21 protein-coding genes are annotated in these 22580 nt (G+C 69.3%); 10 read left to right on the plus strand and 11 right to left on the minus strand.

Going from position 1 to position 22580, the window contains the following annotated elements; all coding sequences use genetic code 11:
* Nucleotides 1-3: 3 nt before the first annotated feature.
* The 5 genes from ACODTB_RS08585 (at nucleotide 4) to ACODTB_RS08605 (ending at nucleotide 5020) form a co-directional block, all read left to right on the plus strand.
* On the plus strand, nucleotides 4-390 hold the full coding sequence (locus ACODTB_RS08585; RefSeq protein WP_291115501.1) for a hypothetical protein: 387 nt from the start codon (nucleotides 4-6) through the stop codon (nucleotides 388-390).
* A gap of 70 nt (nucleotides 391-460) precedes the next feature.
* Complete coding sequence (locus ACODTB_RS08590; RefSeq protein ID WP_488929249.1) at nucleotides 461-1324, plus strand: formate dehydrogenase accessory sulfurtransferase FdhD; 864 nt, start codon at nucleotides 461-463, stop codon at nucleotides 1322-1324.
* Between the two features lie 60 nt (nucleotides 1325-1384).
* A complete protein-coding gene (gene upp / locus ACODTB_RS08595; protein WP_291115495.1) occupies nucleotides 1385-2017 on the plus strand; it encodes a uracil phosphoribosyltransferase in 633 nt (210 codons plus the stop codon).
* Between the two features lie 34 nt (nucleotides 2018-2051).
* Nucleotides 2052-4595: an ABC transporter permease gene (locus ACODTB_RS08600; protein WP_291115493.1), complete on the plus strand. Its 2544-nt coding sequence runs from the start codon at nucleotides 2052-2054 to the stop codon at nucleotides 4593-4595.
* Nucleotides 4596-4603: 8 nt separating this feature from the next.
* On the plus strand, nucleotides 4604-5020 hold the full coding sequence (locus ACODTB_RS08605) for a group II truncated hemoglobin (RefSeq protein ID WP_291115490.1): 417 nt from the start codon (nucleotides 4604-4606) through the stop codon (nucleotides 5018-5020).
* On the opposite strand, the gene ACODTB_RS08610 is transcribed toward ACODTB_RS08605, so the two are convergent.
* Genes ACODTB_RS08610 through radC form a run of 3 tightly spaced genes read right to left on the minus strand, consistent with a single transcriptional unit; the run spans nucleotide 5017 to nucleotide 6820 of the window.
* Nucleotides 5017-5403 (minus strand): VOC family protein, encoded by a 387-nt coding sequence (locus ACODTB_RS08610; RefSeq protein WP_291115487.1) that lies wholly within the window; start codon nucleotides 5401-5403, stop codon nucleotides 5017-5019. The two genes, ACODTB_RS08605 and ACODTB_RS08610, sit on opposite strands and share 4 nt — an antisense overlap.
* Before the next feature lie 42 nt (nucleotides 5404-5445).
* Nucleotides 5446-6081 carry a Smr/MutS family protein gene (locus tag ACODTB_RS08615; RefSeq protein WP_488929250.1) on the minus strand — a complete coding sequence of 212 codons (636 nt, stop codon included), beginning with the start codon at nucleotides 6079-6081 and terminating at the stop codon, nucleotides 5446-5448.
* A 46-nt stretch (nucleotides 6082-6127) separates the two neighbouring features.
* Nucleotides 6128-6820 (minus strand): RadC family protein, encoded by a 693-nt coding sequence (gene radC, locus ACODTB_RS08620; protein ID WP_291115481.1) that lies wholly within the window; start codon nucleotides 6818-6820, stop codon nucleotides 6128-6130.
* A gap of 99 nt (nucleotides 6821-6919) precedes the next feature.
* Here radC and ACODTB_RS08625 point away from each other — a divergent pair, with 99 nt between their 5' ends.
* From ACODTB_RS08625 to ACODTB_RS08640, 4 genes are all read left to right on the plus strand, one after another.
* Nucleotides 6920-7366, plus strand: coding sequence for an FKBP-type peptidyl-prolyl cis-trans isomerase (locus ACODTB_RS08625; RefSeq protein ID WP_291115478.1), 447 nt, complete (start codon nucleotides 6920-6922; stop codon nucleotides 7364-7366).
* Nucleotides 7366-8337, plus strand: coding sequence for a 4-hydroxy-3-methylbut-2-enyl diphosphate reductase (ispH, locus tag ACODTB_RS08630; protein WP_291115475.1), 972 nt, complete (start codon nucleotides 7366-7368; stop codon nucleotides 8335-8337). The genes ACODTB_RS08625 and ispH overlap by 1 nt, the downstream gene beginning before the upstream one ends.
* A 46-nt stretch (nucleotides 8338-8383) precedes the next feature.
* Nucleotides 8384-9703 carry a serine--tRNA ligase gene (gene serS, locus ACODTB_RS08635; protein ID WP_291115472.1) on the plus strand — a complete coding sequence of 440 codons (1320 nt, stop codon included), beginning with the start codon at nucleotides 8384-8386 and terminating at the stop codon, nucleotides 9701-9703.
* A gap of 115 nt (nucleotides 9704-9818) precedes the next feature.
* The gene (locus ACODTB_RS08640; RefSeq protein WP_291115469.1) at nucleotides 9819-10349 is read left to right on the plus strand and encodes a dihydrofolate reductase family protein; all 531 of its coding nucleotides are present in this window, start codon (nucleotides 9819-9821) and stop codon (nucleotides 10347-10349) included.
* A gap of 20 nt (nucleotides 10350-10369) precedes the next feature.
* Here ACODTB_RS08640 and ACODTB_RS08645 read toward each other — a convergent pair whose 3' ends face one another.
* Together ACODTB_RS08645 and ACODTB_RS08650 are read right to left on the minus strand one after the other, a co-directional pair.
* A complete protein-coding gene (locus ACODTB_RS08645; protein ID WP_291115466.1) occupies nucleotides 10370-11680 on the minus strand; it encodes a serine hydrolase domain-containing protein in 1311 nt (436 codons plus the stop codon).
* A complete protein-coding gene (locus ACODTB_RS08650) occupies nucleotides 11677-13566 on the minus strand; it encodes a PAS domain-containing hybrid sensor histidine kinase/response regulator (RefSeq protein WP_291115462.1) in 1890 nt (629 codons plus the stop codon). The genes ACODTB_RS08645 and ACODTB_RS08650 overlap by 4 nt, the downstream gene beginning before the upstream one ends.
* 294 nt (nucleotides 13567-13860) lie before the next feature.
* On the opposite strand from ACODTB_RS08650, the gene ACODTB_RS08655 reads away from it, so the two are divergent.
* Nucleotides 13861-15807, plus strand: a complete 1947-nt coding sequence (locus ACODTB_RS08655; protein ID WP_291115459.1) for a methyl-accepting chemotaxis protein — start codon at nucleotides 13861-13863, stop codon at nucleotides 15805-15807.
* A 39-nt stretch (nucleotides 15808-15846) separates the two neighbouring features.
* On the opposite strand, the gene ACODTB_RS08660 is transcribed toward ACODTB_RS08655, so the two are convergent.
* From ACODTB_RS08660 to ACODTB_RS08685, 6 genes are read right to left on the minus strand one after another with little or no spacing between them, the layout of a single operon-like run.
* Entirely contained in the window at nucleotides 15847-16602 is a 756-nt protein-coding gene (locus ACODTB_RS08660) for a citryl-CoA lyase (RefSeq protein WP_291115456.1), read from the minus strand.
* Between the two features lie 42 nt (nucleotides 16603-16644).
* Nucleotides 16645-18756: an acetate--CoA ligase family protein gene (locus ACODTB_RS08665; protein WP_291115453.1), complete on the minus strand. Its 2112-nt coding sequence runs from the start codon at nucleotides 18754-18756 to the stop codon at nucleotides 16645-16647.
* Nucleotides 18753-19250, minus strand: coding sequence for a MaoC/PaaZ C-terminal domain-containing protein (locus ACODTB_RS08670; protein ID WP_291115449.1), 498 nt, complete (start codon nucleotides 19248-19250; stop codon nucleotides 18753-18755). Before ACODTB_RS08670 ends, ACODTB_RS08665 begins: the two co-directional genes overlap by 4 nt.
* The gene (gene fabG, locus ACODTB_RS08675) at nucleotides 19247-19996 is read right to left on the minus strand and encodes a 3-oxoacyl-ACP reductase FabG (protein WP_291115446.1); all 750 of its coding nucleotides are present in this window, start codon (nucleotides 19994-19996) and stop codon (nucleotides 19247-19249) included. Before fabG ends, ACODTB_RS08670 begins: the two co-directional genes overlap by 4 nt.
* A gap of 26 nt (nucleotides 19997-20022) precedes the next feature.
* Nucleotides 20023-20988: a Bug family tripartite tricarboxylate transporter substrate binding protein gene (locus ACODTB_RS08680; RefSeq protein ID WP_291115443.1), complete on the minus strand. Its 966-nt coding sequence runs from the start codon at nucleotides 20986-20988 to the stop codon at nucleotides 20023-20025.
* A gap of 25 nt (nucleotides 20989-21013) precedes the next feature.
* Entirely contained in the window at nucleotides 21014-22477 is a 1464-nt protein-coding gene (locus ACODTB_RS08685; RefSeq protein WP_291115440.1) for an aldehyde dehydrogenase family protein, read from the minus strand.
* Between the last annotated feature and the right edge of the window lie 103 nt (nucleotides 22478-22580).

Raw genomic sequence — 22580 nt, forward strand, 5'->3', positions numbered from 1 at the left:
CCCATGAAACGCAGCCTCCTGTGCCTGACCCTGCTGCTGGCCGCAACGGCCCACGCCAAGCTGCCCGCGCCCCCGCCACCGACGGAAGAGGCCAAGGCCAAGGCCGCCGAAGCGGCGGCCAAGACGGCCTGGGCCGCCAAGGCCGACGGCTACAAGCTGTGTGTCTCCATGGACAAGGCCGCCGCCAACTATTTCAAGACCGCGGCGGCTACCGGCAAGAGCGTGCCCCCCGCGACGGCCAACGCCCCGGCCTGCACCGACCCGGGCCCCTTCGCCTACACCGCACCGAAACCAATCGAGGCTTCGGGTGCGCACTCGCCGCCGGAAACCGCCAAGGCGCCGCCGAGTTCCAATGCACCGGCCGCAGCGACGATGCCGGCCAAGAAATAAACCGCTTTCCCTGTCTTGCCATGGGCCGCACCCTCGGGTGGCGGCCCTTTTCATGCGGTAGTCTTCGCCCATGCCCCTGTTGCCCCAACTGACCCAGGCGCGTGCGCCGCTGACCCGTGAAGTCGAGGTCATGAACGAGCATGGCGCGCGCGAGACCATCTCCATCCCCGCCGAGCGCGACCTCACGGTCTACGTGGACAAGCGCGAGCTGGTCACGCTCATGACGCTGGGCGCGCAACCCGAATGGCTGGTGCTGGGCTATCTGCTCAACCAGCGGCTCATCGCCTCGGTGGAGGAGGTCGAATCCATCACCGTGGACTGGGACGTGAACGCCGCGTCGGTCAAGACCCGCCATGGCATCGACCGCATCGAGGAGCGTACCTCCAAACGCGTGGTCACCACCGGCTGCGGCCAGGGCAGCGTGTTCGGCAACCTCATGGACGAGATCGATCGCATCCGCCTGCCCGACGAGGCCGGGCTGACGCAGTCGCAGCTCTACGCCATCGTCAACGCGATCCGGCTCAAGGAGAGCACCTACAAGTCGGCCGGCTCGGTGCACGCCTGCGCGCTGTTTCACGGGCAGGAGCTGCAGCTGTTCGTGGAAGACGTGGGCCGCCACAACGCGGTGGACACGATCGCGGGCTGGATGGCGCTGCAATCGGATGAACCCACCGGCGAGAAGATCTTCTACACCACCGGCCGGCTCACCAGCGAGATGGTGATCAAGTCGGCCCAGATGGGTGTGGCGGTGGTGGTCTCGCGCAGCGGCATCACGCAGATGGGGCTGGACGTGGCCTTGCGTGTGGGCCTGTGCGCCATCGGCCGCGCCACCAACCAGCGCTTCCTGTGTTACGCCAACCCCCAGCGCCTGGTGCTGGACGCGGTGCCGCCGGCAGCGCCCGTGGCCCGTGAGCGCGCCGCCCCCGCGTCTTGACGCGGCTGCGCCCGCGCGTTCGGGCATAAACTCGGATCACCCCCTCCGAGAGACCCCCCCATGAGCCGAGCCGTCCACGTCATTGACCACCCCCTGGTGCAGCACAAGCTCACCCTCATGCGCCGCAAGGACACCAGCACCAAGAGCTTTCGCGAGCTGGTGCACGAGTTGAGTGCCCTGCTCGCTTACGAGATCACGCGCGACATGCCGATGCAGGAGATCGAGATCGAGACTCCGCTGGAGAAGATGACCTCGCGCGTCATCGACGGCAAGAAGGTCGTGTTGGCCTCCATCCTGCGTGCGGGCAATGGTTTCCTGGACGGCATGCTGCAGGTGATCCCGGGCGCGCGCGTCGGCCACATCGGCCTGTACCGAGACCCCGCCACGCTCAAGGCGGTGGAGTACTACTTCAAGATGCCGCACGACATGCACGAGCGCGACGTGATCGTGCTCGACCCCATGCTCGCCACCGGCAACTCCGCCGTGAGCGCGGTGGACCGGCTCAAGAAGACGAACCCGCGCTCGATCCGCTTCGTCTGCCTGGTGACCTGCCCCGAAGGTCTCAAGACCTTCCACGACGCCCACCCCGACGTGCCGGTCTACACCCCCGCCGTGGACCGGGGTCTGAACGAACACGGCTACATCGTCCCGGGCCTGGGCGACGCGGGCGACCGAATTTTCGGCACCAAGTGAACCAGTCGGGCCGCGCGCGCTCGAACCCCGCACCATGACACAGCCCCCTCCTTCCTTGCCCATCCGTTTCTGGACTCTGGGCTGGTCTTCCCTGGTGCGCGACTGGCGCGCCGGCGAACTGCGCCTGCTGATGCTGGCCGTCACCCTCGCGGTGGCCGCGCTCACGGCGGTGGGTTTCTTCGCCGACCGCTTGCAGGGCGGCCTCACGCGCGACGCCAGCGCGCTGCTCGGCGGCGACGCGGTGATCAGCAGCGACCACGTGCCGCCGCCCTCGTTCGAGGCCCGGGCGCGCGAACTGGGCCTGACCACCACGCAGACGCTGGGCTTTCCCACCATGGGCCGCGCGCGCGAAGAAGAAGGCGGCGCCGCGCGCCTGGTGGCGCTCAAGGCCGTGGGTGAGGGCTACCCGCTGCGCGGCAGCCTGCGCGTGGCCGAGGCCCAGGGTGGGCCCGACAGCGCCACCCGCGAGATTCCCGCCCCCGGCACTGTGTGGGTGGACGAAGCCCTGCTGGTCGCGCTCGACCTGAAGATGGGCCACACGCTGCTGCTGGGCGACTCGGCGCTCACCATCGCGCGCCTCATCACGGTCGAGCCCGACCGGGGCGCGGGCTTCATGAGCTTCGCGCCGCGCGTCATGCTCAACGCGGCCGACCTGCCCGCCACCGGCCTGGTGCAGCCCGCCAGCCGCCTGACCTACCGCCTGGCCGTGATCGGCAACGAGGCCCGCGTGGCCGATTTCAGCAACTGGGCCACGAAGGCCATGGAGCAGCCCGACGTGCGCGGCATGCGGCTGGAGTCGCTTGAAGGCGGCCGGCCCGAGATGCAGCAGACGCTGGGGCGCGCCGAAAAGTTCCTCAACCTCGTGGCCCTGCTGGCCGCGCTGCTGTGCGCCGTGGCCGTGGCGATCGCCGCGCGCGGCTTCGCCCAGCGCCACCTGGACGACTGCGCCATGCTGCGCGTGCTCGGCCTCTCGCAAGGCACCATGGCGCGCGCCTACACGCTCGAATTCGCGCTCATCGGCCTGTTCGCCAGCGCCCTGGGCGTGGCCATCGGCTACGCGGTGCACCACGCCTTCGTGCTGCTGCTGGCCGGCCTGGTCGAAGCCAGCCTGCCCGCGCCCAGCATCGCGCCGGTGCTGCTCGGCCTGGGCATGGGCCTCACGCTCATGATGGCCTTCGGCCTGCCGCCGGTGCTGCAGCTGGCCCAGGTGCCGCCGCTGCGCGTGATCCGCCGCGATGTGGGCCAGCTCAAGCCCGCCACCCTGGCTGTGCTGGGCCTGGGCGTGGCCGGTTTTGCCGCGCTGCTGCTCGCGGCCAGCCGCGATCTGCTGCTGGGCGCCATCGCCGTGGGCGGTTTCGCGGGCGCGGTGCTGCTGTTCGCCGCCGCCAGCTACGCGGCGGTGCGCGTGCTGCGCGCCAGTGTGAACGAAGCCACCGCGCCGCGTGCGCTGGTCATGGCCACGCGCCAGCTCTCGGCGCGCCCGGCCTATGCCGTGGTGCAAATCAGCGCGCTTGCCGTCGGCCTGCTGGCCCTGGTGCTGCTGGTGCTGCTGCGCACCGACCTCATCTCCAGCTGGCGCAACGCCACGCCACCCGACGCGCCCAACCGCTTCGTCATCAACGTGCAGCCCGACCAGGGCGAGGCGTTCCAGCAGGCGCTGCGGCAGGCCGGGGTGCAGCGCTACGACTGGTACCCCATGATCCGGGGCCGGCTGGTCACCATCAACGGCAAGGCCGTGGTGCCGGAAGACTTCACCGAAGACCGCGCGCAGCGCCTGGTGGACCGCGAGTTCAACCTCTCCAACTCCGCCACCGTGCCCGAGCACAACCCCGTGGTGGCAGGCCGCTGGACCGACAACGAACCCGATGCGCTGAGCGTGGAAGAAGGCCTGGCCGAAGAACTCGGCCTCAAGCTCGGCGACCGCCTGGGCTTCGACATCGCAGGCCAGGTGACCGAAGGCCGCATCACCAGCCTGCGCAAGGTGGACTGGGGCTCGATGCGGGTGAACTTCTTCGTCGTGTTCCCGGTGGCCCAGGTGCCCGATGTGCCGCTGAGCTACATCAGCGCGTTCCGCGCACCCGAACCCACGAACGGTTTCGACAACGGGCTGGTGCGCCAGTTTCCCAACATCACCAACGTCGACATGAGCCAGACCATCGCGCAGGTGCAGCGCGTGCTGGGCCAGGTCATCAGCGCGGTGGAGTTCCTGTTCGCCTTCACGCTCGCGGCCGGCCTGGTCGTGCTGCTCTCGGCCGTCACCGCCACGCGCGGCGAGCGCGAGCGCGAGTTCGCCATCCTGCGCGCCGTGGGCGCGGGCTCGAAGCTGCTGCGCCAGGTGCAGCGCATCGAGCTGCTCGGCGTGGGCCTGTTGGCGGGTTTCCTGGCCTCGGCCGTGGCGGTCGCGGTGGGCTGGGCCTTGGCCCGTTTCGTGTTCCAGTTTTCGTGGACGGCTTCGCCCTGGGTGCCGCTGGGCGGTGCCGTCGCCGGTGCCTTGCTGGCTTTGCTGGCGGGCTGGTGGGGGCTGCGCAGCGTGCTGCGCACGCCCGTGGTGGAAACCTTGCGCAAGGCAGCTGTCTGAACACCGGCATGAGCGATCTCATTCAACCCCAGGAGCCCACGCAGCACGCCACGCCCTTCGACTGGATCGGCGGCGAGGACAAGGTGCGCGCACTCGTCGACCGCTTCTACGACCTCATGGACATCGAGCCGCGCTACCGCGAACTGCGCGCGGCGCACGGCAGCACGCTGGAGAGCGCGCGCCAGAAACTGTTCTGGTTTCTCTGCGGCTGGCTGGGTGGACCGCAGCACTACACCGATCGCTTCGGCCACCCGCGCCTGCGCATGCGGCACATGCCGTTCGCCATTGGCATCATCGAGCGCGACCAGTGGCTGGCCTGCATGGACCAGGCGATGGGCGAGGCCGGCGTGGACGCGGCGCTGCGCGAGCGGCTCAAGACCAGCTTCTTCCAGACTGCCGACTGGATGCGGAACTCGCCGGGCTAGGGGCTCGCGATGTCCTCGTGCAGGCAGAGGTAGTTGCCTTCGGTGTCCTTGAACCACGCTGCCTTCTCGGCACCGAGCACGCACACGTGGTTCACGGTCTTGAAGTCCGGAAAGTCATAGTCCTCGAACACCACGCCGGTCTGTTTCAGCTTCGCGATGGTGGCCGCGATGTCCGCCACCTGGAAGCTGATCGCCGTGTGCTCGGCTTTCGTGCCTTCGGGTTTGGGGAACAGCGCCAGGGTGCTGCCGCCCACCTGGTACACGAACTTGCCGTCCGGTCGGGCGCCGCCGGGCGTCAGCCCGAGCCGTCCCTCGTAGAACTGACGGGCCCGCGCCATGTCGATGACGGGGAGCATGGTGGTCACTGCAGCGTTGTTCAGCATATGCAGTCCTTTCCAACAGCGGACATGCAGTATGGACCTGCGTCAACCCGAGCGCAACAGCACCACCAGCGCGCCGGCCCCGCCCTCGGCCGGGCGCGCCTGCACGAAGGCGATCACCTCCTTCTTTTGCACTAACCAGCGCAGCACGCGGTTCTTCAGCACCGGGGTGCGCCCGGGTGAGCCCAGGCCCTTGCCATGCACCACGCGCACGCAGCGCAGGCCGGCCAGGTGGGCCTCGCGGATGAAACGGCCCAGGGCCTCGCGGGCTTCGTCGGTGCGCAGGCCATGCAGGTCGATCTGGCGCTGGATGCTCCAGCGGCCCTCGCGCAGCTTGCGCACGATCTCCGGCCCCAGGCCCGGGCGGCGGTAACTCAGCAACTCGTCGGTGTGCAGCAGGGTCTCGACATCGAACTCATCCGACAGCGCCTCGCGCATCACCGAGGCTTCGTCGCGCTGGCGCTGCAGGGGCAAGGGGTCCACCGGCACTGGGCGCGGCTCGATGTGGCCCCGGTGGGGCAGGCGTTGCACCGGGCCCACCGCCAGCTCGAACAGCCGGTGCTCGCGCTCGCGGCGCAGCGTGGCCAGCCGCTCGGCCTCGCGCCGCTGGGCCTCGGCCGCCGCGCGTTCGGCCATGGCCCGCTTGAACGCCTTCAACTCGGCCAGCGTGTGGACTTTCATGGCCGGAATTGTCGCCCGGCCAGACCGCCGCTGTCCGGCGCGGGGTTTACATCAGGCCTTCCTGGGCCATGGAAACGGCGTGCTCCCGCGTGACCACGAAATGGTCCAGCACGCGCACGTCCACCAGGGCCAGGGCGGTGAGCACGGTGCGGGTGAGCTCGATGTCGGCCAGCGAGGGCTCGGCGTTGCCGCTGGGGTGGTTGTGTGCCAGCACCACGGCTGAGGCGTGGTGGTGCAGGGCGCGCACCACGATCTCGCGCGGGTACACGGTCGCCTGGGAGAGCGTGCCCCGGAACATGTCTTCCATCGCGATCAGGCGGTTCTGGCTGTCCAGGAACATCACGGCGAACACTTCATGGGGCCGTGCGCCCAGCTGCAGCTGAAGGTATTCCCGCGCTGCCTTGGGGCTCTCGAAGACGGGTCGTTTCTCCAGCTTCTCGGTCAGCGCGCGGCGCGCAATCTCCAGCACCGCGACCACTTCCGCGCGTTTGGCGGGCCCCAGCCCCTTGATCTGCTTGAGGGAGTCGGCACCGGCGTCCAGCAGGCCTCTGATGCCGCCAAAACGGTTCAGCAGTTCATGGGCCAGCTGCAGCACGTCCTTGCCGGTGATGCCGGTGCGCAGCAGCAGGGCGAGCAACTCGACATCGCTCAGCGCGTTGGGGCCTCGGGCGAGCAGCTTTTCGCGGGGGCGTGATTCGCGCGGCCAGTGCTTGACGCCATTGATTGACAGGCCATTCATGGGCGGTCCTTCCTGATTGGGTGGGGTTTTTACAATAGGGGCTGTGTCGGCCCCCAGCCGCCTTTTTCGCATACTTTTTACTGACATACCCCCCCGCCTATGCCCCAAGTCCAAGAAGGTTCCTTCCTGACCCTGCACTACCGCATGTCCGGTGCGCAGGGGCAGGTGATCATTGACACCTTCGAAGGCAAGCCCGCCACGCTCAGCCTGGGCGCGGGCGAACTCTCGCCCGCGATCGAGCAGCGCCTGATCGGGCTGGAGGAGGGCACGCGCACGGTGATCGAACTCGCCGCGGGCGAGGCCTTCGGCGATCGCCAGCCGGACATGGTGCAGTGGGTGGCGCGCAAGCTGCTCAACGAGCTGGGCGATCCCCACGAGCAATACGCGGCGGGCGACGTGGTGCAGTTCCCCACGCCCGATGGCCTGGGCAGCTACGCGGGCGCGGCCGTTCAGGTGCGCGAGGACGGCGCGGTGCTGTTCGACTTCAACCACCCACTGGCGGGCCAGCCGGTGCGCTTCGAAGTGCAACTGATCGGGGTGCTGTGATGGGCGATTCACCCGAAATCATCATGGCCGAGCCGCGTGGCTTCTGCGCCGGCGTGGACCGCGCGATCGAGATCGTCGAGCGCGCGCTGGTCAAGTTCGGCCGGCCGATCTACGTGCGCCACGAGATCGTGCACAACACCTACGTGGTCAACGACCTCAAGTCCAAGGGCGCGATCTTCATTGAAGAGCTGTCCGACGTGCCGCCTGGCGCCACGCTGGTGTTTTCGGCGCACGGCGTGAGCAAGGCGATCCAGGAGGAAGCCAGGCAGCGCGGCTTCCAGATCTTCGACGCCACCTGCCCCCTGGTGACCAAGGTGCACGTGGAGGTGGCCAAGCTGCACCGCGAGGGCTACGAGTTCATCATGATCGGCCACAAGGGCCACCCCGAGGTGGAAGGCACCATGGGCCAGCTCGACAGCGGCATCCACCTGGTGGAAGACGTGGCCGACGTGGCCCGCGCCGCGCCCGCGCAGACCGAGAAGCTCGCCGTGGTCACGCAGACCACGCTGTCGGTGGACGACGCGGCGGAGATCCTCGCCGCCGTGAAGGCGCGCTTTCCCAGCGTGCGCGAACCCAAGCAGCAGGACATTTGCTACGCCACGCAGAACCGGCAGGACGCGGTCAAGCTGCTGAGCCCGCAGGTGGACATCGTGATCGTGGTGGGCAGCCCCACCAGCTCCAACAGCAACCGCCTGCGCGAGCTGGCGGTGAAGCTGGGCACGCCCAGCCACATGGTGGACAGCGCCGACGAGATCCAGGCCGAGTGGTTCGAAGGCAAAAGCCGCGTGGGCCTGACGGCGGGAGCCTCGGCGCCCGAGATCCTGGTGCGCCAGGTGATCGAGCGCATCAAGGCGCTGGGCGCCATCTCGGTGCGCACGATGGACGGCCTGACCGAGACCATCAAGTTCCCGCTGCCCAAAGGCCTGAAGATCGACGGCGAAGACACCAAGCCGCTGGAACACCTGCGCTGAGGCGCGCCCGCCGCGCCCGGCCAGGGCGCAAAACTACAATCGCCGCATGCTAGACATCGTTCAACTGAGAAAAGACCTCGACGGGGTCGTGGCGCGCCTGCAGACCCGCAAGCAGCCGCAGCCCTACCTGGATGTGCCCGCCTACCAGGCGCTGGAGTCCGAGCGCAAGGCGCTGCAGACCCGCACCGAGGACTTGCAGAGCCAGCGCAACACGCTGTCCAAGCAGATCGGCATGCTCAAGGGCAAGGGCCAGCACGCCGAGGCCGACGCGGCCATGGCCCAGGTGGCGGCGTTCAAGGCCGAGCTGGAAGCCTCGGCCACGCGGCTGGAGGTGATCCAGGCCGAGCTGCAGAACCTGCTGCTGGCCGTGCCCAACCTGCCGCACGAGAGCGTGCCGGTGGGCGAGGACGAAAGCGGCAACGTAGAGCTCCGCCGCTGGGGCACCCCCCGCACGTTCGACTTCGAGCTGCGCGACCACGTCGACATCGGCGAAAAGCTCGGGCTGGACTTCGAGACCGGCACCAAGCTTGCCGGTGCGCGCTTCACCTTCATGCGCGGCCCCATTGCCCGCCTGCACCGCGCGCTCGCGCAGTTCATGCTCGACGTGCAGACGCAGGAGCACGGCTATACCGAGTGCTACACGCCCTACATTGTCAACGCCGAGACCCTGCTGGGCACCGGGCAGTTGCCCAAGTTCGAGGGCGACATGTTCGCCGTGAAGAAGGGCGGCCAGGACGGCGAGGAGGTGCCGGACACGCAGGCGCTCTACCTCATCTCCACCAGTGAAATCACGCTGACCAACACCGTGCGCGACACGGTGCTGGCCGAGGCCGACCTGCCGATCCGCCTGACCGCGCACACGCCCTGCTTCCGCTCCGAGGCCGGCAGCGCCGGGCGCGACACGCGCGGCATGATCCGCCAGCACCAGTTCGACAAGGTCGAGATGGTGCAGATCGTGCACCCCGAGAAGAGCTACGAGGCGCTGGACGCGATGACCGGCCACGCCGAGGCCGTGCTGCAGAAGCTGGGCCTGCCCTACCGTGTGATCGTGTTGTGCACCGGCGACATGGGCTTCGGCTCGACCCGCACGCACGATCTGGAGGTGTGGGTGCCCGCGCAGGGCACCTACCGCGAGATCAGCTCGGTGTCCAACTGCGAAGCCTTCCAGGCGCGGCGCCTGCAGGCGCGCTTCAAGAACGCACAGGGCAAGAACGAACTGGTGCACACGCTCAACGGCTCGGGCCTGGCGGTGGGCCGCACGCTGGTGGCGGTGCTGGAGAACTTCCAGAACGCCGACGGCAGCGTGACCGTGCCCGAGGTGCTGCGGCCTTACCTGGGCGGTCTGGAGCGGCTCACGCCGCAGTGACCGGACACTCGGTGGGCGCTGGCCGCTCCCCGGATGTCGAAAGCGCCTGGCCCGTTCGTCGTGAGGGTGGGGCGCCCATGTTGGCGGCGGCCCCTTGCACCAGAAAGGAAACGCCATGGCCAAGCTCGTGTTCGGCATGAACCAGTCCCTGGACGGCTACGTCGATCACATGGGGTTCGCACCAGGTCCCATGCTCTTTCGCCATTTCATCGAGCAGGCCCAGGGGCAGACGGGCAGCGTCTACGGTCGCGTGATGTACGAGATCATGCGCTACTGGGACGACGAGCATCCGGAATGGAGTGACGAGGAACGCGCCTTCGCGGCGGCGTGGCGCCGGCAGCCAAAGTGGGTGGTTTCGCGCACGCTGAAGTCGGTCGGTCCCAACGCCACGCTGGTGGGGGATGACCTGGAGGGCGCGATCCGCGCGCTGAAGGCCGGGCACGATGGCGAGATCGAGGTGGCGGGCCCGAACCTGGCGAAGCGCCTCACCGAGCTGGGCCTGATCGACGAGTACCGCATCTACCTGCACCCCGTGGTGCTGGGGCAGGGTCAGCCCTATTTCGCCGGGCCCCGGCCGCCGCTGCGCCTGGTGAGTCACGAGCCCATGGGCGAGGACGTGCTTCGGTTGACCTACGTGCCGGCCTGAGTTCGCGAGGGTGGCCGGCGTCAGCGCGGCCGGCGCATGAGGTGTCGCGCCACCGCGTCGAAGGCGGGCAGCGTGGTCGGGTCGTTGGCGGCATTGCTCGCCACCGGGTGCGAGGCGTAGCGCACGATCACCACGCCGGCCTGCGGGTTCACGTAGATGCGCTGGCCGTGCACGCCGCGCGCCATGAAGGCGCTGTCGGGCTGGTGGGTGACCCACCACATGTTGCGGTAGCTCCAGCCGGGCAGCAGGCTGTAGCCGGCCTGGGCGAAGGCCTCGCGGCTGCCGCCGCGCCGGATGTCGTCCACCACGGCCTTGGGGATGATCTGCTGGCCGTTGAAGCGGCCGTTCTGGCGCAGCATCTCGCCAAAGCGCGCGAGGTCGCGCAGGCCGGTGTTGAGTCCGCCGCCGGCGAAGGGGGTGCCGGTGGCGTCCACGGTCAGGTAGGCGTCTTGCTCCGCGCCCAGCCGGCTCCAGATGCGCTCGGACAGCAGCTCGGCCACGTTGCGCCCGGTGACGCGCGCGATGACCCAACCCAGGGCATCGGAGTTGACGGTCTTGTAGGCGAAGGCCGCGCCGTGCCGGCCCTCGGGTTGCACCGTCTGCAGGTACTCGTAGTAGCTGCGCGGGCCGGTGTAGTCCTTCGGCTTGGGCAGCGGGTTGCCGGCCTGTGAGTAGGCCCAGACTTCCGCGTTGGGGTCGGCGTAGTCTTCGCTGTACTTCAGCCCCGTGGTCATGTCGAGCACCTGCCGCACGGTGGCGTTGCCGAAGGCCGATCGCGCCAGCTCGGGCACGTAGTCCGCGACCCGCTTGTCCGCGTCCAGCCGGCCTTCGGCCACCAGCATCGCGCCCAGCGTGCCGGTGACGGATTTGGTCACCGACATGGCGCCGTGCTGCCCCTGCGCGTTCAGCACCCCGAAGTAGCGCTCGTAGACGACGCGGCCCTGGTGCAGCACCAGGATGCCGTCGGTGTAGTTGGCGGCCAGCGATTCGGCCCAGCTCATGGTGGCCGCGCCACCCAGGGGGGTGAAGCGCACGGCGTCGATGTCCTGGCGCAGCGCGCGCGGCAGCGGCGTGGGCGCGCCCACGCCACGCGAGACGTTCACCGTGGGCATGAGCTGGCGGAAGTTCGACACGCTCCAGCGCATCGCGGGAAACTGGAAATAACTCCCGTCGTCGAAGCGCAGTTGCCGCTCCGGTGGGGGCGGGGCGCCCACCATCCAGCCCAGCTTGGCGGGGTCGCTGGCCGCAGCGTCCGGCGGCGGGGTCTGGGCGAAGGCGGTGGCGGTGACCACGCCGAGCGCGAGCGCGAACGGAAGCAGGGCGGATTTCATGGCAGGTGGCTCCCCAGGTGGGCGCGTGTCAACAATTCTCTCAGATCGGACAGCCCCACCGGCTTCTGCAGGCGCGCGTCAAAGCCGGCGAAATCGGCACGGCCGGCTTTCTCGTCTTCGGCGCCGTACCCCGTGACGGCGGCGGCGAAGAGGGTGTCGCCACCGGGCAGGGCACGCAGTTCCTGCAGGACCTGCGCGCCGTTCTTGCCGGGCATGCCGATGTCGAGAAACGCCATGCGGGGGCCGTCCTGCCGGGCGGCTTCGAGCGCGGCCTTGCCGTCGTAGGCGGTGCGCACGCGACAGCCCAGCATGCGCAGGAGGTCTGCGAGGCTGTCGGCCGAGTCGCGGTTGTCGTCCACCACCAGGAGCCAGGGCGTTTCCTGCTGGCTGGCCTGCGCGTCCATGGACGCGCCGGGCAACTCGAAATGAAAGACGCTGCCCTGGCCCGGCCCGGGGCTGGTCGCGGCGATCGTGCCCCCGTGCATCTCCACGATGGAGCGCGCCAGCGCCAGCCCGATGCCCAGGCCGGACTGCCGCGACGCGGCGACGCCGTCGCCCTGGGAGAACAGGGCGAAGATATCGTGGATGGCCGTGGCCGAGATGCCCTCGCCGTTGTCGGCCACCTCCACCCGCAGTCGGGTACCGTTCACGCGCGCGCTCAGCTTGATGGTGCCGCCGATGGGCGTGAACTTGGAGGCGTTGCCCAGCAGGTTCTGCAGCACCTGGGCGAGGCGGATTTCATCGGCGTTGACCCAGAGGTTGGCGGCGGGGATGTCGACGTCGAAGGCCTGGCCCCGCGCGTCCATCGAAGGCCGCGCCACATCGATGGCCCGGGCCACCACGTGGTTGAAGGACACGCGCTCGGGCTTGATGCGGATCTTGCCGCCGGTCAAGCGCCCGGCGTCCAGCAGGTCGTCGATCAGCCGCGTGAGGTGGGTCAACTGCCGGTCGATCATGTCGCGGCTGGTGCGCAGCGTGGGGCTGGGCGAGGCTTCCAGCTGCAGGATCGACACCGCGTTGCGGATGGGCGCGAGCGGGTTGCGCAGCTCGTGGGCCAGCATGGCGAGGAACTCGTTCATGCGTTTCAGGGAATGCTCCAGCTCGCGCAGCCTGCTGCGCTCGCTCATGTCGCGCGTGACCTTGGCGAAGCCCAGCAGGGAACCGTCCGCGCCGTGGATGGGCGTGACGATGATGTTGGCCCAGAAGGTCGAGCCGTCCTTGCGCACGCGCCAGCCTTCGTCTTCGGTCCGGCCGTGGGCCAGGGCGTCCCTGAGCTCCTGCACGGGGCGGCCCGCCTGGACGTCCTCCTGCCGGAAGAACATGCCGTAGTGCTTGCCGATCACCTCGCTGGCCGCGTAGCCCTTGATCTCTTCGGCCCCGCCGTTCCAGCTCTGGATGATGCCGTCGGGGTCGAGCATGTAGATGGCGTAGTCGCGCACGCCCTCGATCAGCAGGCGGAACCGCTCCTCACTTTGCCGCAGGGCGTCTTCGTGGGCGCGCCGCTCGGTGAGGTCGCGCGTGACCTTGCCGAAGCCGGTGAGCGTGCCGTGCGCATCGCGCATCGCGGTGATGACCACGTTGGCCCAGAACGGTGTGCCGTCCTTGCGGACGCGCCAGCCTTCTTCCTCGTACTTGCCGACCGCCGCGGCCTGCCGCAGCTCGTGGTCGGGCCAATGCCGGGCGCGCGCCGGCTCCGGGTAGAACATCGAGAAGTGCTTGCCGATCACCTCGTCGGCACGGTAGCCCTTGATGCGTTCGGCTCCCGCGTTCCACGACATCACGCGGCCCGCCGGGTCGAGCATGAAGATGCCGTAGTCCTGGACGGCCTCCACCAGCAACTGGAAGCGGTCGGCGGTGGACGGTTCGCGCGTGTCGGGGTCTGTCACTGAAGTGCGCTCCAGGGGATGGGAGGATGGGCGGCGGCGGCCCCCAGTCTACGCTGCGACGGCGGCGGGGCTGTGTGGGTTGGCGCACGGACCCCGCGTCGGGAAATTGCCCCGGCTTTCCCCGTCTGTTCGCGGTCTTGCGGATTTGCCGGCGTGGGAAATTCACTGTCCTGACAGGTCGCCTGGCTTCGCCCGCCTTCGGGCAGCGCCAGGCATTCACTTCCACTGGACGAAGAAAGAAGAAGCCGCGTGTCTCATCCCCATTCCCTTTCCACGGGTTCCCCTCTTGCCACCATGAGCCTGCGCACCAAGCTGCTGCTGCTGGTCATCGGAGTGGTGCTGGTCGGATTTGCCGTCACCGTGATCTCGCTGACCCGCCAGGCCGGCCAGCTGCAGGAAAGCACCGCGCTCCTGTACGCCGAGGAGCTGGCGAGCCGCAATGCGGCGCAGGTGGAGTCCGAGCTCAACGCCACCATGACGGCGGCGCGCACCCTGGCCCAGGCGCTCGGTGGCCTGAAGGCCACCGGGCAGGCCGACCGCATCGAGGCCGATGCGCTGATCCGCAACGTGCTGGAGGGTTCGCCCCAGTTCCTCGGGGTCTGGGTGGCCTGGGAGCCCAACGCGTTCGACGGCCGCGATGCCGAGTACGTGGACAAGCCGGGCCACGACGCCACGGGCCGCTACATCCCCTACTGGAACCGGGGTTCGGGTTCGCCGATGGTGGAGCCGCTGGTGGACTACGACAAGCCCGGCCCGGGCGACTACTACCAACTGGCCAAGCGCACCGGCAAGGAAACGCTGATCGAGCCCTACAAGTACACGGTCGCGGGCAAGGAAGTCATGATCACGACCACCTCGGTGCCCATCGTGGTCAACGGCCAGTTCGTGGGCGTGGCGGGCATCGACCTGCCGCTGTCCAGCCTGCAGGAGAAGGTCCAGGCGATCCGCATCTACGACACGGGTTATGCCAGCCTGCTGTCCAACGGCGCCCTGTATGTCGGCGACCGCGACCCCGCCCATGTGGGGCAGGCACTGACCAAGCCGGCCGAGCTGGAGGCCATGCGCACCGCGCTGGGCGAGAACCGGCCGCAGCGCGTGCGCTACCTGCACGAGGGACTGAACACCGAGGTGACCAGTGTCTACGTGCCGATCCGCGTGGGCAAGGACCACTCGTCGTGGGCCTTCGCAGCCACCGTGCCTCAGGACCGCATCCTCGCCGAGGTGCGCCAGCTCAACGTCACCGCCGCGCTTCTGGGCGCGGTGTCGATCGTGCTGGTGTCGCTCGGCCTGCTCTGGGCCCTGCAGCGGCTCGTGCTGCGCCCGCTGGGCGGTGAGCCGGCCGAAGCGGTGGCCGTGAGCGCCCGTGTGGCCCGGGGCGACCTGGGCCAGCCGGTGCCCGTGCGCACCGGCGACACCCACAGCCTGATGGCCCAGCTGGCGATCATGCAGAAGGACCTGGCCAGCGTGGTCGGCCGCGTGCGGCGTGGCGCCGAGGCCGTTGCCACGGCCAGCGCGGAGATTTCCCAGGGCAACCAGGACCTCTCCAGCCGCACCGAGAACCAGGCCAGCGCGCTGGAGGAAACCGCCGCGTCCATGGAGCAGCTGGGCACCGCCGTCGGCCAGAACTCGGGCCATGCGCGCGAGGCCGACCAGCTGGCGCGTTCGGCCACCTCGCTGGCCGAGCAGGGCGGCGCGGCCGTGCAGCGTGTGGTGGACACCATGCAGGACATCGACGCCGGTTCGCGCAAGATCGCCGACATCATCGGCGTCATCGACGGCATCGCCTTCCAGACCAACATCCTGGCGCTCAATGCGGCCGTCGAGGCGGCGCGCGCGGGAGAACAGGGCCGGGGGTTCGCGGTCGTGGCCGGTGAGGTGCGCAGCCTGGCCACGCGCTCGGCGCAGGCCGCGCGCGAGATCAAGGCCTTGATCGGCACCAGCGTGGAGAGCGTGGGCAACGGCACAGTGCTCGTGAACGAGGCCGGCCAGACCATGCAGGAGCTGATCGCCTCGATCCAGAAGGTCTCGCGCCTCATGTCGGACATCAGCACCGCCAGCGGCGAACAGAGCGCGGGCGTGAGCCAGGTTGGCGAAGCGGTGGTGCAGCTGGACCAGTCCACGCAGCAGAACGCCGCGCTGGTGGAAGAAATGTCCGCCGCTGCCAGCAGCCTGCGACAGCAGGCGGACGAGCTGGTGAAGACGGTCTCGGTGTTCCAGCTCGGGACCTCCTCCCACGGCTGACCCCGGCGGCCCGCGACGGCGGGCCGCCTTCTTTGCGCCCTATCCGTGCGCGGCGTGGCCCGAGGCCATGTCCCACACCTTTTGCGCGATGGGGTTCTTCTGCTCTTCGATGATGTGGGCCATCAGGCCGACGGTGCGCCCGATCATGGTGAGCGCCTTGCCCAGTTCGGGCGTGAGGCCCATGTCGAGCACGATGGCGCCCTTGGCGCCAGTGGCGTTGAGCGGGATCTTGCGGCCGGACTGGCGCGCCGCCGCCGCCGCGAGTTCCACCGCGAAGCGCGAGTACACGCCGTAGTAGCCGCACTCGCGGGCGATCTCGAACATCCGCTCGCAGCGGGGGTCGCCGTCCACATGGATGGGGTGCCCCACGCCCGGGATCTTGCGCTTGGCCGCTTTGTTGGCCCGCACGCATTCCTCGGCGCACGCGCGCAGTTCCTCGTCGGTGTAGCTGTCCTTCGGGGGCAGCGCGTCGCGCAGGAAGCGCGCGCTGTACTCGATGACGCCGAGGAAGCGGCTGCCGGCACCGAGCAGGCCGGCGGCCAGCGCGCCCTGCATGGCCTCGGGGGCGCCGTGCAGCGTGAGGCGCGAGGACAGCGCGCTGGGCGTGAGGCCGTGGTCGGTGGCGCTGACCAGGAACAGGTTGAGCATGCGCTTGAGCGGCGGGCTGGGGAACTCGCCCAGCAGCTCCAGCGCCAGCACGTCGATGAAGTCGCGGTTGAACAGGTCGTTGACGAGGTCATGGCCCCGCACCAGGATGGAATGGGCGTCGCCCCCGCCGATCTGGCTGTCGAACATGGTGATGTTTCCTTTGCTTGAGGTATCAGGTGGGCCGGTGCGTCACTCGATCACGGCATCGAGGGCGACCACGCCCTGACCGTCGTCGAGCACGACCAGCGGATTCACTTCCAGGGATTGCACACGCTCGCCCAGGCCCAGGAACAGCGCGGCCATGCGCTGCATGGCGTCCAGCAGCGCGGCGCGGTCGCGCGCGGGCAGGCCGCGGTGGCTGGCGAGCCGTTTGGCGATGCGCGTCTTGTCGAGCGCGCGTTCGAGCACGGCGCGGCCCGCAGGCAGGTGGCAGCGCGCCACATCGGCCTCGACCTCCACCCACACGCCGCCCGCGCCCACGCTGAGCACCGGGCCGAAGACCGCATCGCGGTGGATGCCGACCAGCATTTCCACGCCGTTCGTCACCATCTCCGACACCAGCACGCCGCGGATGGCCTGTGGCGGCACCAGGTGCCGGCGTGCGTTGGCGAGGATGCGATCGAAGGCCTCCCGCACCTGTTCTGCGTCGCGCAGGTGCAGGGCCACGCCGCCGATCTCGCTCTTGTGCAGCACGCCGTCGGCCACCAGCTTGAGCGCCACCGGAAACCCGATGCGGCACGCCTGCGCGGCGGCTTCATCGGCGGTGGTGGCCTGCGCCTCCTGAGGCGAGCGCACGCCGTGTTGCGCGAGCAGGGCCTTGGCCTGGGTCTCGCTGCAGGGCAGCGCCACGGTCGAGGAGGGCCCGCCGACCACCGCGGCCTCGGGTTCGTTGGCGGTGCCGAGCTGCTGCGCGTACCCGCTGCAGCGCTGCAGGGCCAGCGTGGCGTTGCGCAGGCTGTAGATCGGCGCGAAACCTTCTCTCACCAGCAGCTCGTGCGCCGGGCCGCGCCGGCTGCTCATCCAGACCGGCACGAAGGCCTTGCTGCCGGTGCGGGCCACTTCCAGCATGTTGCGCACCAGGCCTTCGGTGCTGGCCGCGTAGTTGGAGGTGATGGGGTACAGCACCACGTCCACGCCGGGGTCGGCGAACAAGGGCGTGAGGCAGCGCCGCGCCAGTTCGGGGTCGACCAGGGCCTTGGTGGTCAGGTCCACCGGGTTGGTCAGCGCGGCGTAGGAGGGCGCGTGCTTCGCCATCTCGGCCACGGTGGCCTCGCCCAGCGTGGCCATGGCCAGGCCCGCTTCGCCCACCTTGTCGGCCGACAGCACGCCGGCACCGCCCGACGACGAGTACACGCAGACCCGCTGCAGGTTGCGCACGCCCACGCGCGAGATCAGGCTGGCCACGTCGAGCAGCTCGTCCAGGTCCTCGACGCGGATCACGCCGTGCTGCGAGAACACCGCGTCGTTGACCACGTCTTCACCGGCCAGCGAGGCGGTGTGCGATTGGGCGGCTTTCTTGCCGAAGTCCGAGCGGCCGATCTTCAGGGCGATCAGCGGCTTGCCGGCGCGGCGCGCGGCCTGGGCCGCGGCCACGAAGCGCGTGCCGTCCTTGATGCCTTCCATCACGGTGCAGATCAGGTCGGTGCCGGGGTCGTTCGCCAGCCAGTGGATGAAGTCGGCGCTGTCCAGATCGACCTCGTTGCCGGTGGAGAACCAGCGCGAGAAGCGCACGCCGCGCTCGTCGCCCTGCATCAGCGAGCGGCCCAGGCCGCCGCCCTGCGTCACCAGGCCGATGCGCGAGAGCGCGCCGCTGCGGCCGTCGTTGCGGAATTCGGTCGAGAAGGTCAAACCCAGGCGGGGCGCCAGCAGGGTCATGCCCGCGCAGTTGGGGCCGTAGATGCGCATGCCGGTGCGCTCGGCCAGAGCCCGCATCTCGGCCTCGACCGAGCGGCCCGCCTCGCCCAGTTCGGCAAAACCACCGGTGAACACGATGGCGTAGCGCACGCCCCGGGCGGCGCAGGCGCTCAGCGTGGCGATGGCCGATTCGGCGGGCACCAGCAGCAGGGCCACGTCGATGCCCTGGGCCGGCACCTCGTCGACGCTGCGGTGCAGCGGCTTGCCCATCAGCTCGCCGCCCTTGGGGTTGACGAGGTGGACCTCACCGCTGAAATCCGAGTGCTCCAGCAGGTTGAGCACGGTGGTGTGCCCCAGCGTGCCGGGGCTGGTGGAGGCACCCACGACCATCACCGAGCGCGGCTGCGTCAGCCCCGCGAGGTCGTCGAAACGGACGGCGCTGTTCATGCGGCCTCCGTTCTGCATTTCATCAGCGTGGTCCATTCGCTCTCCACCACCACCTCGCCGCGCTGGTTCTTCACCGTGCGGTGCATCGCCACGCGGCCGGTGCCGGGGCGTTTCTGCGACAGCGTTTTCTCACCGATGCGCAGCTCCACATGCAGGGTGTCGCCCATGAAGACGGGCGCACGCCACTGGCAGCGCAGTTCGGTCAGCGCCAGGCGGGCGCCGTCCATCAGCCGGTACACCGGCATGCGGGTGGTCAGGCCGGATGCGATAGCCAGGGTCAGCAGGCCGTGCGCGGCGCGCTGGCCGAAGGGGTGCTCGGCGGCGAACACCGCGTCGGTGTGCAGCGCGTTGTAGTCGCCCGAGAGGCCCGCGAACTGCACCACGTCGGCCTCGGTCACGGTGCGGCGCGGGCTTTCCCAGGTCTGGCCGGTCTGCAGGTCGTCGAAGTACAGGCGCCGGCCCAGGTGTTCGTCCAGGTCGAAGGGGGTGCTCATGCGTAGCGCCCTCCGGTGACGTGCACGGTCTCGCCGGTGGTGAAGCCGGCCAGCCGCGAGGCCAGGAAGGCCACGGTGGCGGCCACGTCGGCCGGGTCGCCCAGGCGCGCCACGGGCGTGTTGGACTTGGCGCGTTCGGTGAGCTCGGCGTAGTCGGGCCGCTGCTGCATGCGCGGCGTGGAGATCACGCCGGGCGCGACCGCGTTGGCGGTGATGCCAAACTTGCCCGACTCCAGTGCGAGCGAGCGCGTGAAGCCGATCAGGCCGGCCTTGGCCGCCGAGTAGTTGGTCTGCCCCGGGTTGCCCAGGTGGGCACGCGAGGCGATGTTGACGATGCGGCCGTAGCGCTGCGCCATCATCAGCGGCAGCACGGCGCGCGAGCAATGGAAGGCGCCCAGCAGGGTCACGTCGAGCACCGCGTGCCAGTCTTCTTCGCGCATGCGGGTGAGGTAGCTGTCGCGCGCGAAGCCCGCGTTGTTGACCAGCACGTCCACCTTCTGCCAGCGGTCGGTGGCCTTCTGCACGGCCTGGGCCACCTCGTCCTTGCTGGTCACGTCGGCCCGCACGCCCAGCGCCTGGCCGCCCAGGGCGGTCAGTTCTTCGCAGGCAGCGTCGATCGCGTCCTGGTTGGTGTCGCACACGACGACGTTGCAGCCTTCCTGCACGAAGCGCCGGGCCATGGCCAGGCCCAGCGTGCCCGCTCCGCCCGTGATGAAGGCGGTGCTTTCTTTCAGTCCGAGATCCATGATCGGTCAATCCATTCAAGGCAAGGTCAGTCGATCTGCAGCTTGGCGGTTTCCACCAGGGTCTTGGCCTCGGCGCGTTCCTTTTCCCAGAACTTCGCGAAGACCTCGGGCGTGCTGCCCACCAGCGGCGTGTAGATGCGGGCGAAGCGCTCGCGCACCTCGGGCGTTTCCAGCGTCTCGCGCAGCGCCTTGGAGAACTTGTCGACGATGGGTTTGGGCGTGCCCGCCGGCATGACGACGGCCTGCCAGGTGGTGACCTTGAAGCCGGGGACGCCGGCCTCTTCCACGGTGGGAATCTCGGGCATGTCGGCGGCGCGCTTGCCACCGCTGACGGCCAGGGCGCGCAGCGAGCCGTCCTGGATGAACGGGGCGGTGGTGGAGCGGCTGTCCACCATGAAGGTCAGGCGCCCGGCCAGCAAGTCCTGAATGGCCGGCGCGCTGCCCTTGTAGGGCACGTGGGTCATGGGTGCGTTCAGGGCCAGGGCCAGCGAAGCGCCGGCGATGTGCATGGAGCTGCCGTGGCCAGCCGAGCCGTAGGACATCGTGGCACCGGTTTGCCTGATGCCTTGCAGCAGCTCCTGCATGGTGCGGTAGGGCGAGGACTTGGGCACCACCACCACCAGGGGCGAGTCGGTGAGCTGGGTCACGGGCACGAAGGCCTTGCCCGGATCGATCTTCACGCCCTTGTAGAGGTAGGTGTTGACCGCCAGCGGGCCCACGTTGGCCCACAGCGCGGTGTAGCCGTCGGGCGCGGCGGTGGCCACGGCCTGGTTGGCGATGTTGCCGTTCGCGCCGGGCTTGTAGTCCGGCACCACGGGCTGGCCCAGCCGGCGCGCGAGTTCTTCCTGCACCATCTTGAAGGCGATGTCGGACGCACCGCCGGGGGCGAAACCGATCACCATGCGGATGGGCTTGTCGGGCCATTCGGCCAGGGCGCTGCCCGCGAGCGTGCACGCCGCGAGGCCGAAAACGATTTTTTTGCTGAGTTTCATTGGTGGTCTCCTGGGTTGAAAGGGTTTACACGCTCATGTCGTACTTGACGTTCTTGAGCTGGGTGTTTTCGTAGATCGCTTCGAGCCCGCGCTCCTTGCCGATGCCGGACTGCTTGTAGCCGCCGAAGGGCGCGTCGAAGGAGGTGCGCACGCCGGTGTTGATCGCCACGCTGCCGCTCTGCAGGCCGTGCGCCATGCGCAGGGCGCGGCCGCCATCGCGCGTGAACAGCACGGCGGCCAGGCCGTAGCGCGAGTCGTTGGCGAGGTCCAGCGCCTGGGCCTCGTCGCGAAAGCCGATGACCGATTGCACCGGGCCGAAGATCTCGTCCTGCGCGGACTGCATGCGGTTGTGCGAGTTCAGCAGCAGGGTGGGCCGCACGAAAAAGCCGGCAGCCGTCGTGGCGTCCAGCGCCATCTGCCCGGACGCGGCGGGCAAGGCACCTTCGCGGCCGGCGATTTCGATGTACTGCTCGACGCGCTGCTTCTGCGCCGCGCTGACCAGCGGCCCCATCTCGGTGGCCGGGTCGGTGGGCGAGCCCACGCGCACGGTCGCGAGCCGCTGCTGCAGGCGTTGAATGAATTCGTCGCGGATGCCGTCCTGCACCAGCAGGCGGGTGCAGGAGATGCACACCTGGCCCGAGTTCTTGATGAGGTCGCCCGCGGCCACGGCCACGGCCTTCTCCAGCGGCGCGTCGTCGAACACGATGAGGGGCGATTTGCCGCCCAGCTCCAGGGTCACGCGTTTGACGTCGCTGGCGGTGGCGGCCAGGATGCGCGCGCCGGTCACGGTGCCGCCGGTGAACGACACGCGCGAGACCAGCGGGTGCGTCACCAGCCGCTGGCCCACGGTGGCGCCCGGGCCGTTGACCACGTTCACCACACCCGCGGGGAAACCGGCCTCCTCGAACAAGCGCGCCAGCGCCATGGTGGACAGCGGCGTCACCTCCGAGGGCTTGAGGATCACCGTGTTGCCCGCGGCCAGGGCCGGCCCGAGCTTGTTGACGGTGAGCGTCATCGGGTAGTTCCACGGCATGACCAGGGCGCACACGCCCAGCGGTTCGCGCAGGGTGAAGTTCAGCACGTCCGGCTGCCCCACCGGGATGGTCTCGCCGCGCACGGCGGGGATGATGCCGGCGAAGTACGCCAGCGACGCGGGCATGGCCTTGAGCGATTCCAGCGAATGCGTGATGGGCTTGCCCACGTTCAAGGTTTCGAGCCAGGCGATCTTTTCGCGGTCGCGCTCGAACAGCTCGGCCAGGCGCCGCAGCAGCCGGCCGCGCTCGGCTGGGGTGGTCTTGCGCCAGTGTTTTTGGTGCGCCTCGTGCGCGGCCATCACGGCCGCATCCACGTCGGCCTCGGTGGCCTCGTGCACCTGGGCCAGCACCTGGCCGGTGGCGGGGTTCAGGGTGTCGAAGGTGCGGCCTTGTGCGCCTGCGGTCCAGCGCTCGCCGATGAGCAGTTCATAGGGCCGGGTGTCGACAACGTTCATGGGGAAACTCCTGGGTGGGCCATCTGCAGGTACAGCGACCGGATGTCTGGGTGCGCCAGCGGGCGCGGGTTCAGCGGGGTGGAGGCGCGGCGCCGCGCCCCGG

The sequence above is a fragment of the Hydrogenophaga sp. FG152 genome, from assembly GCF_057809615.1.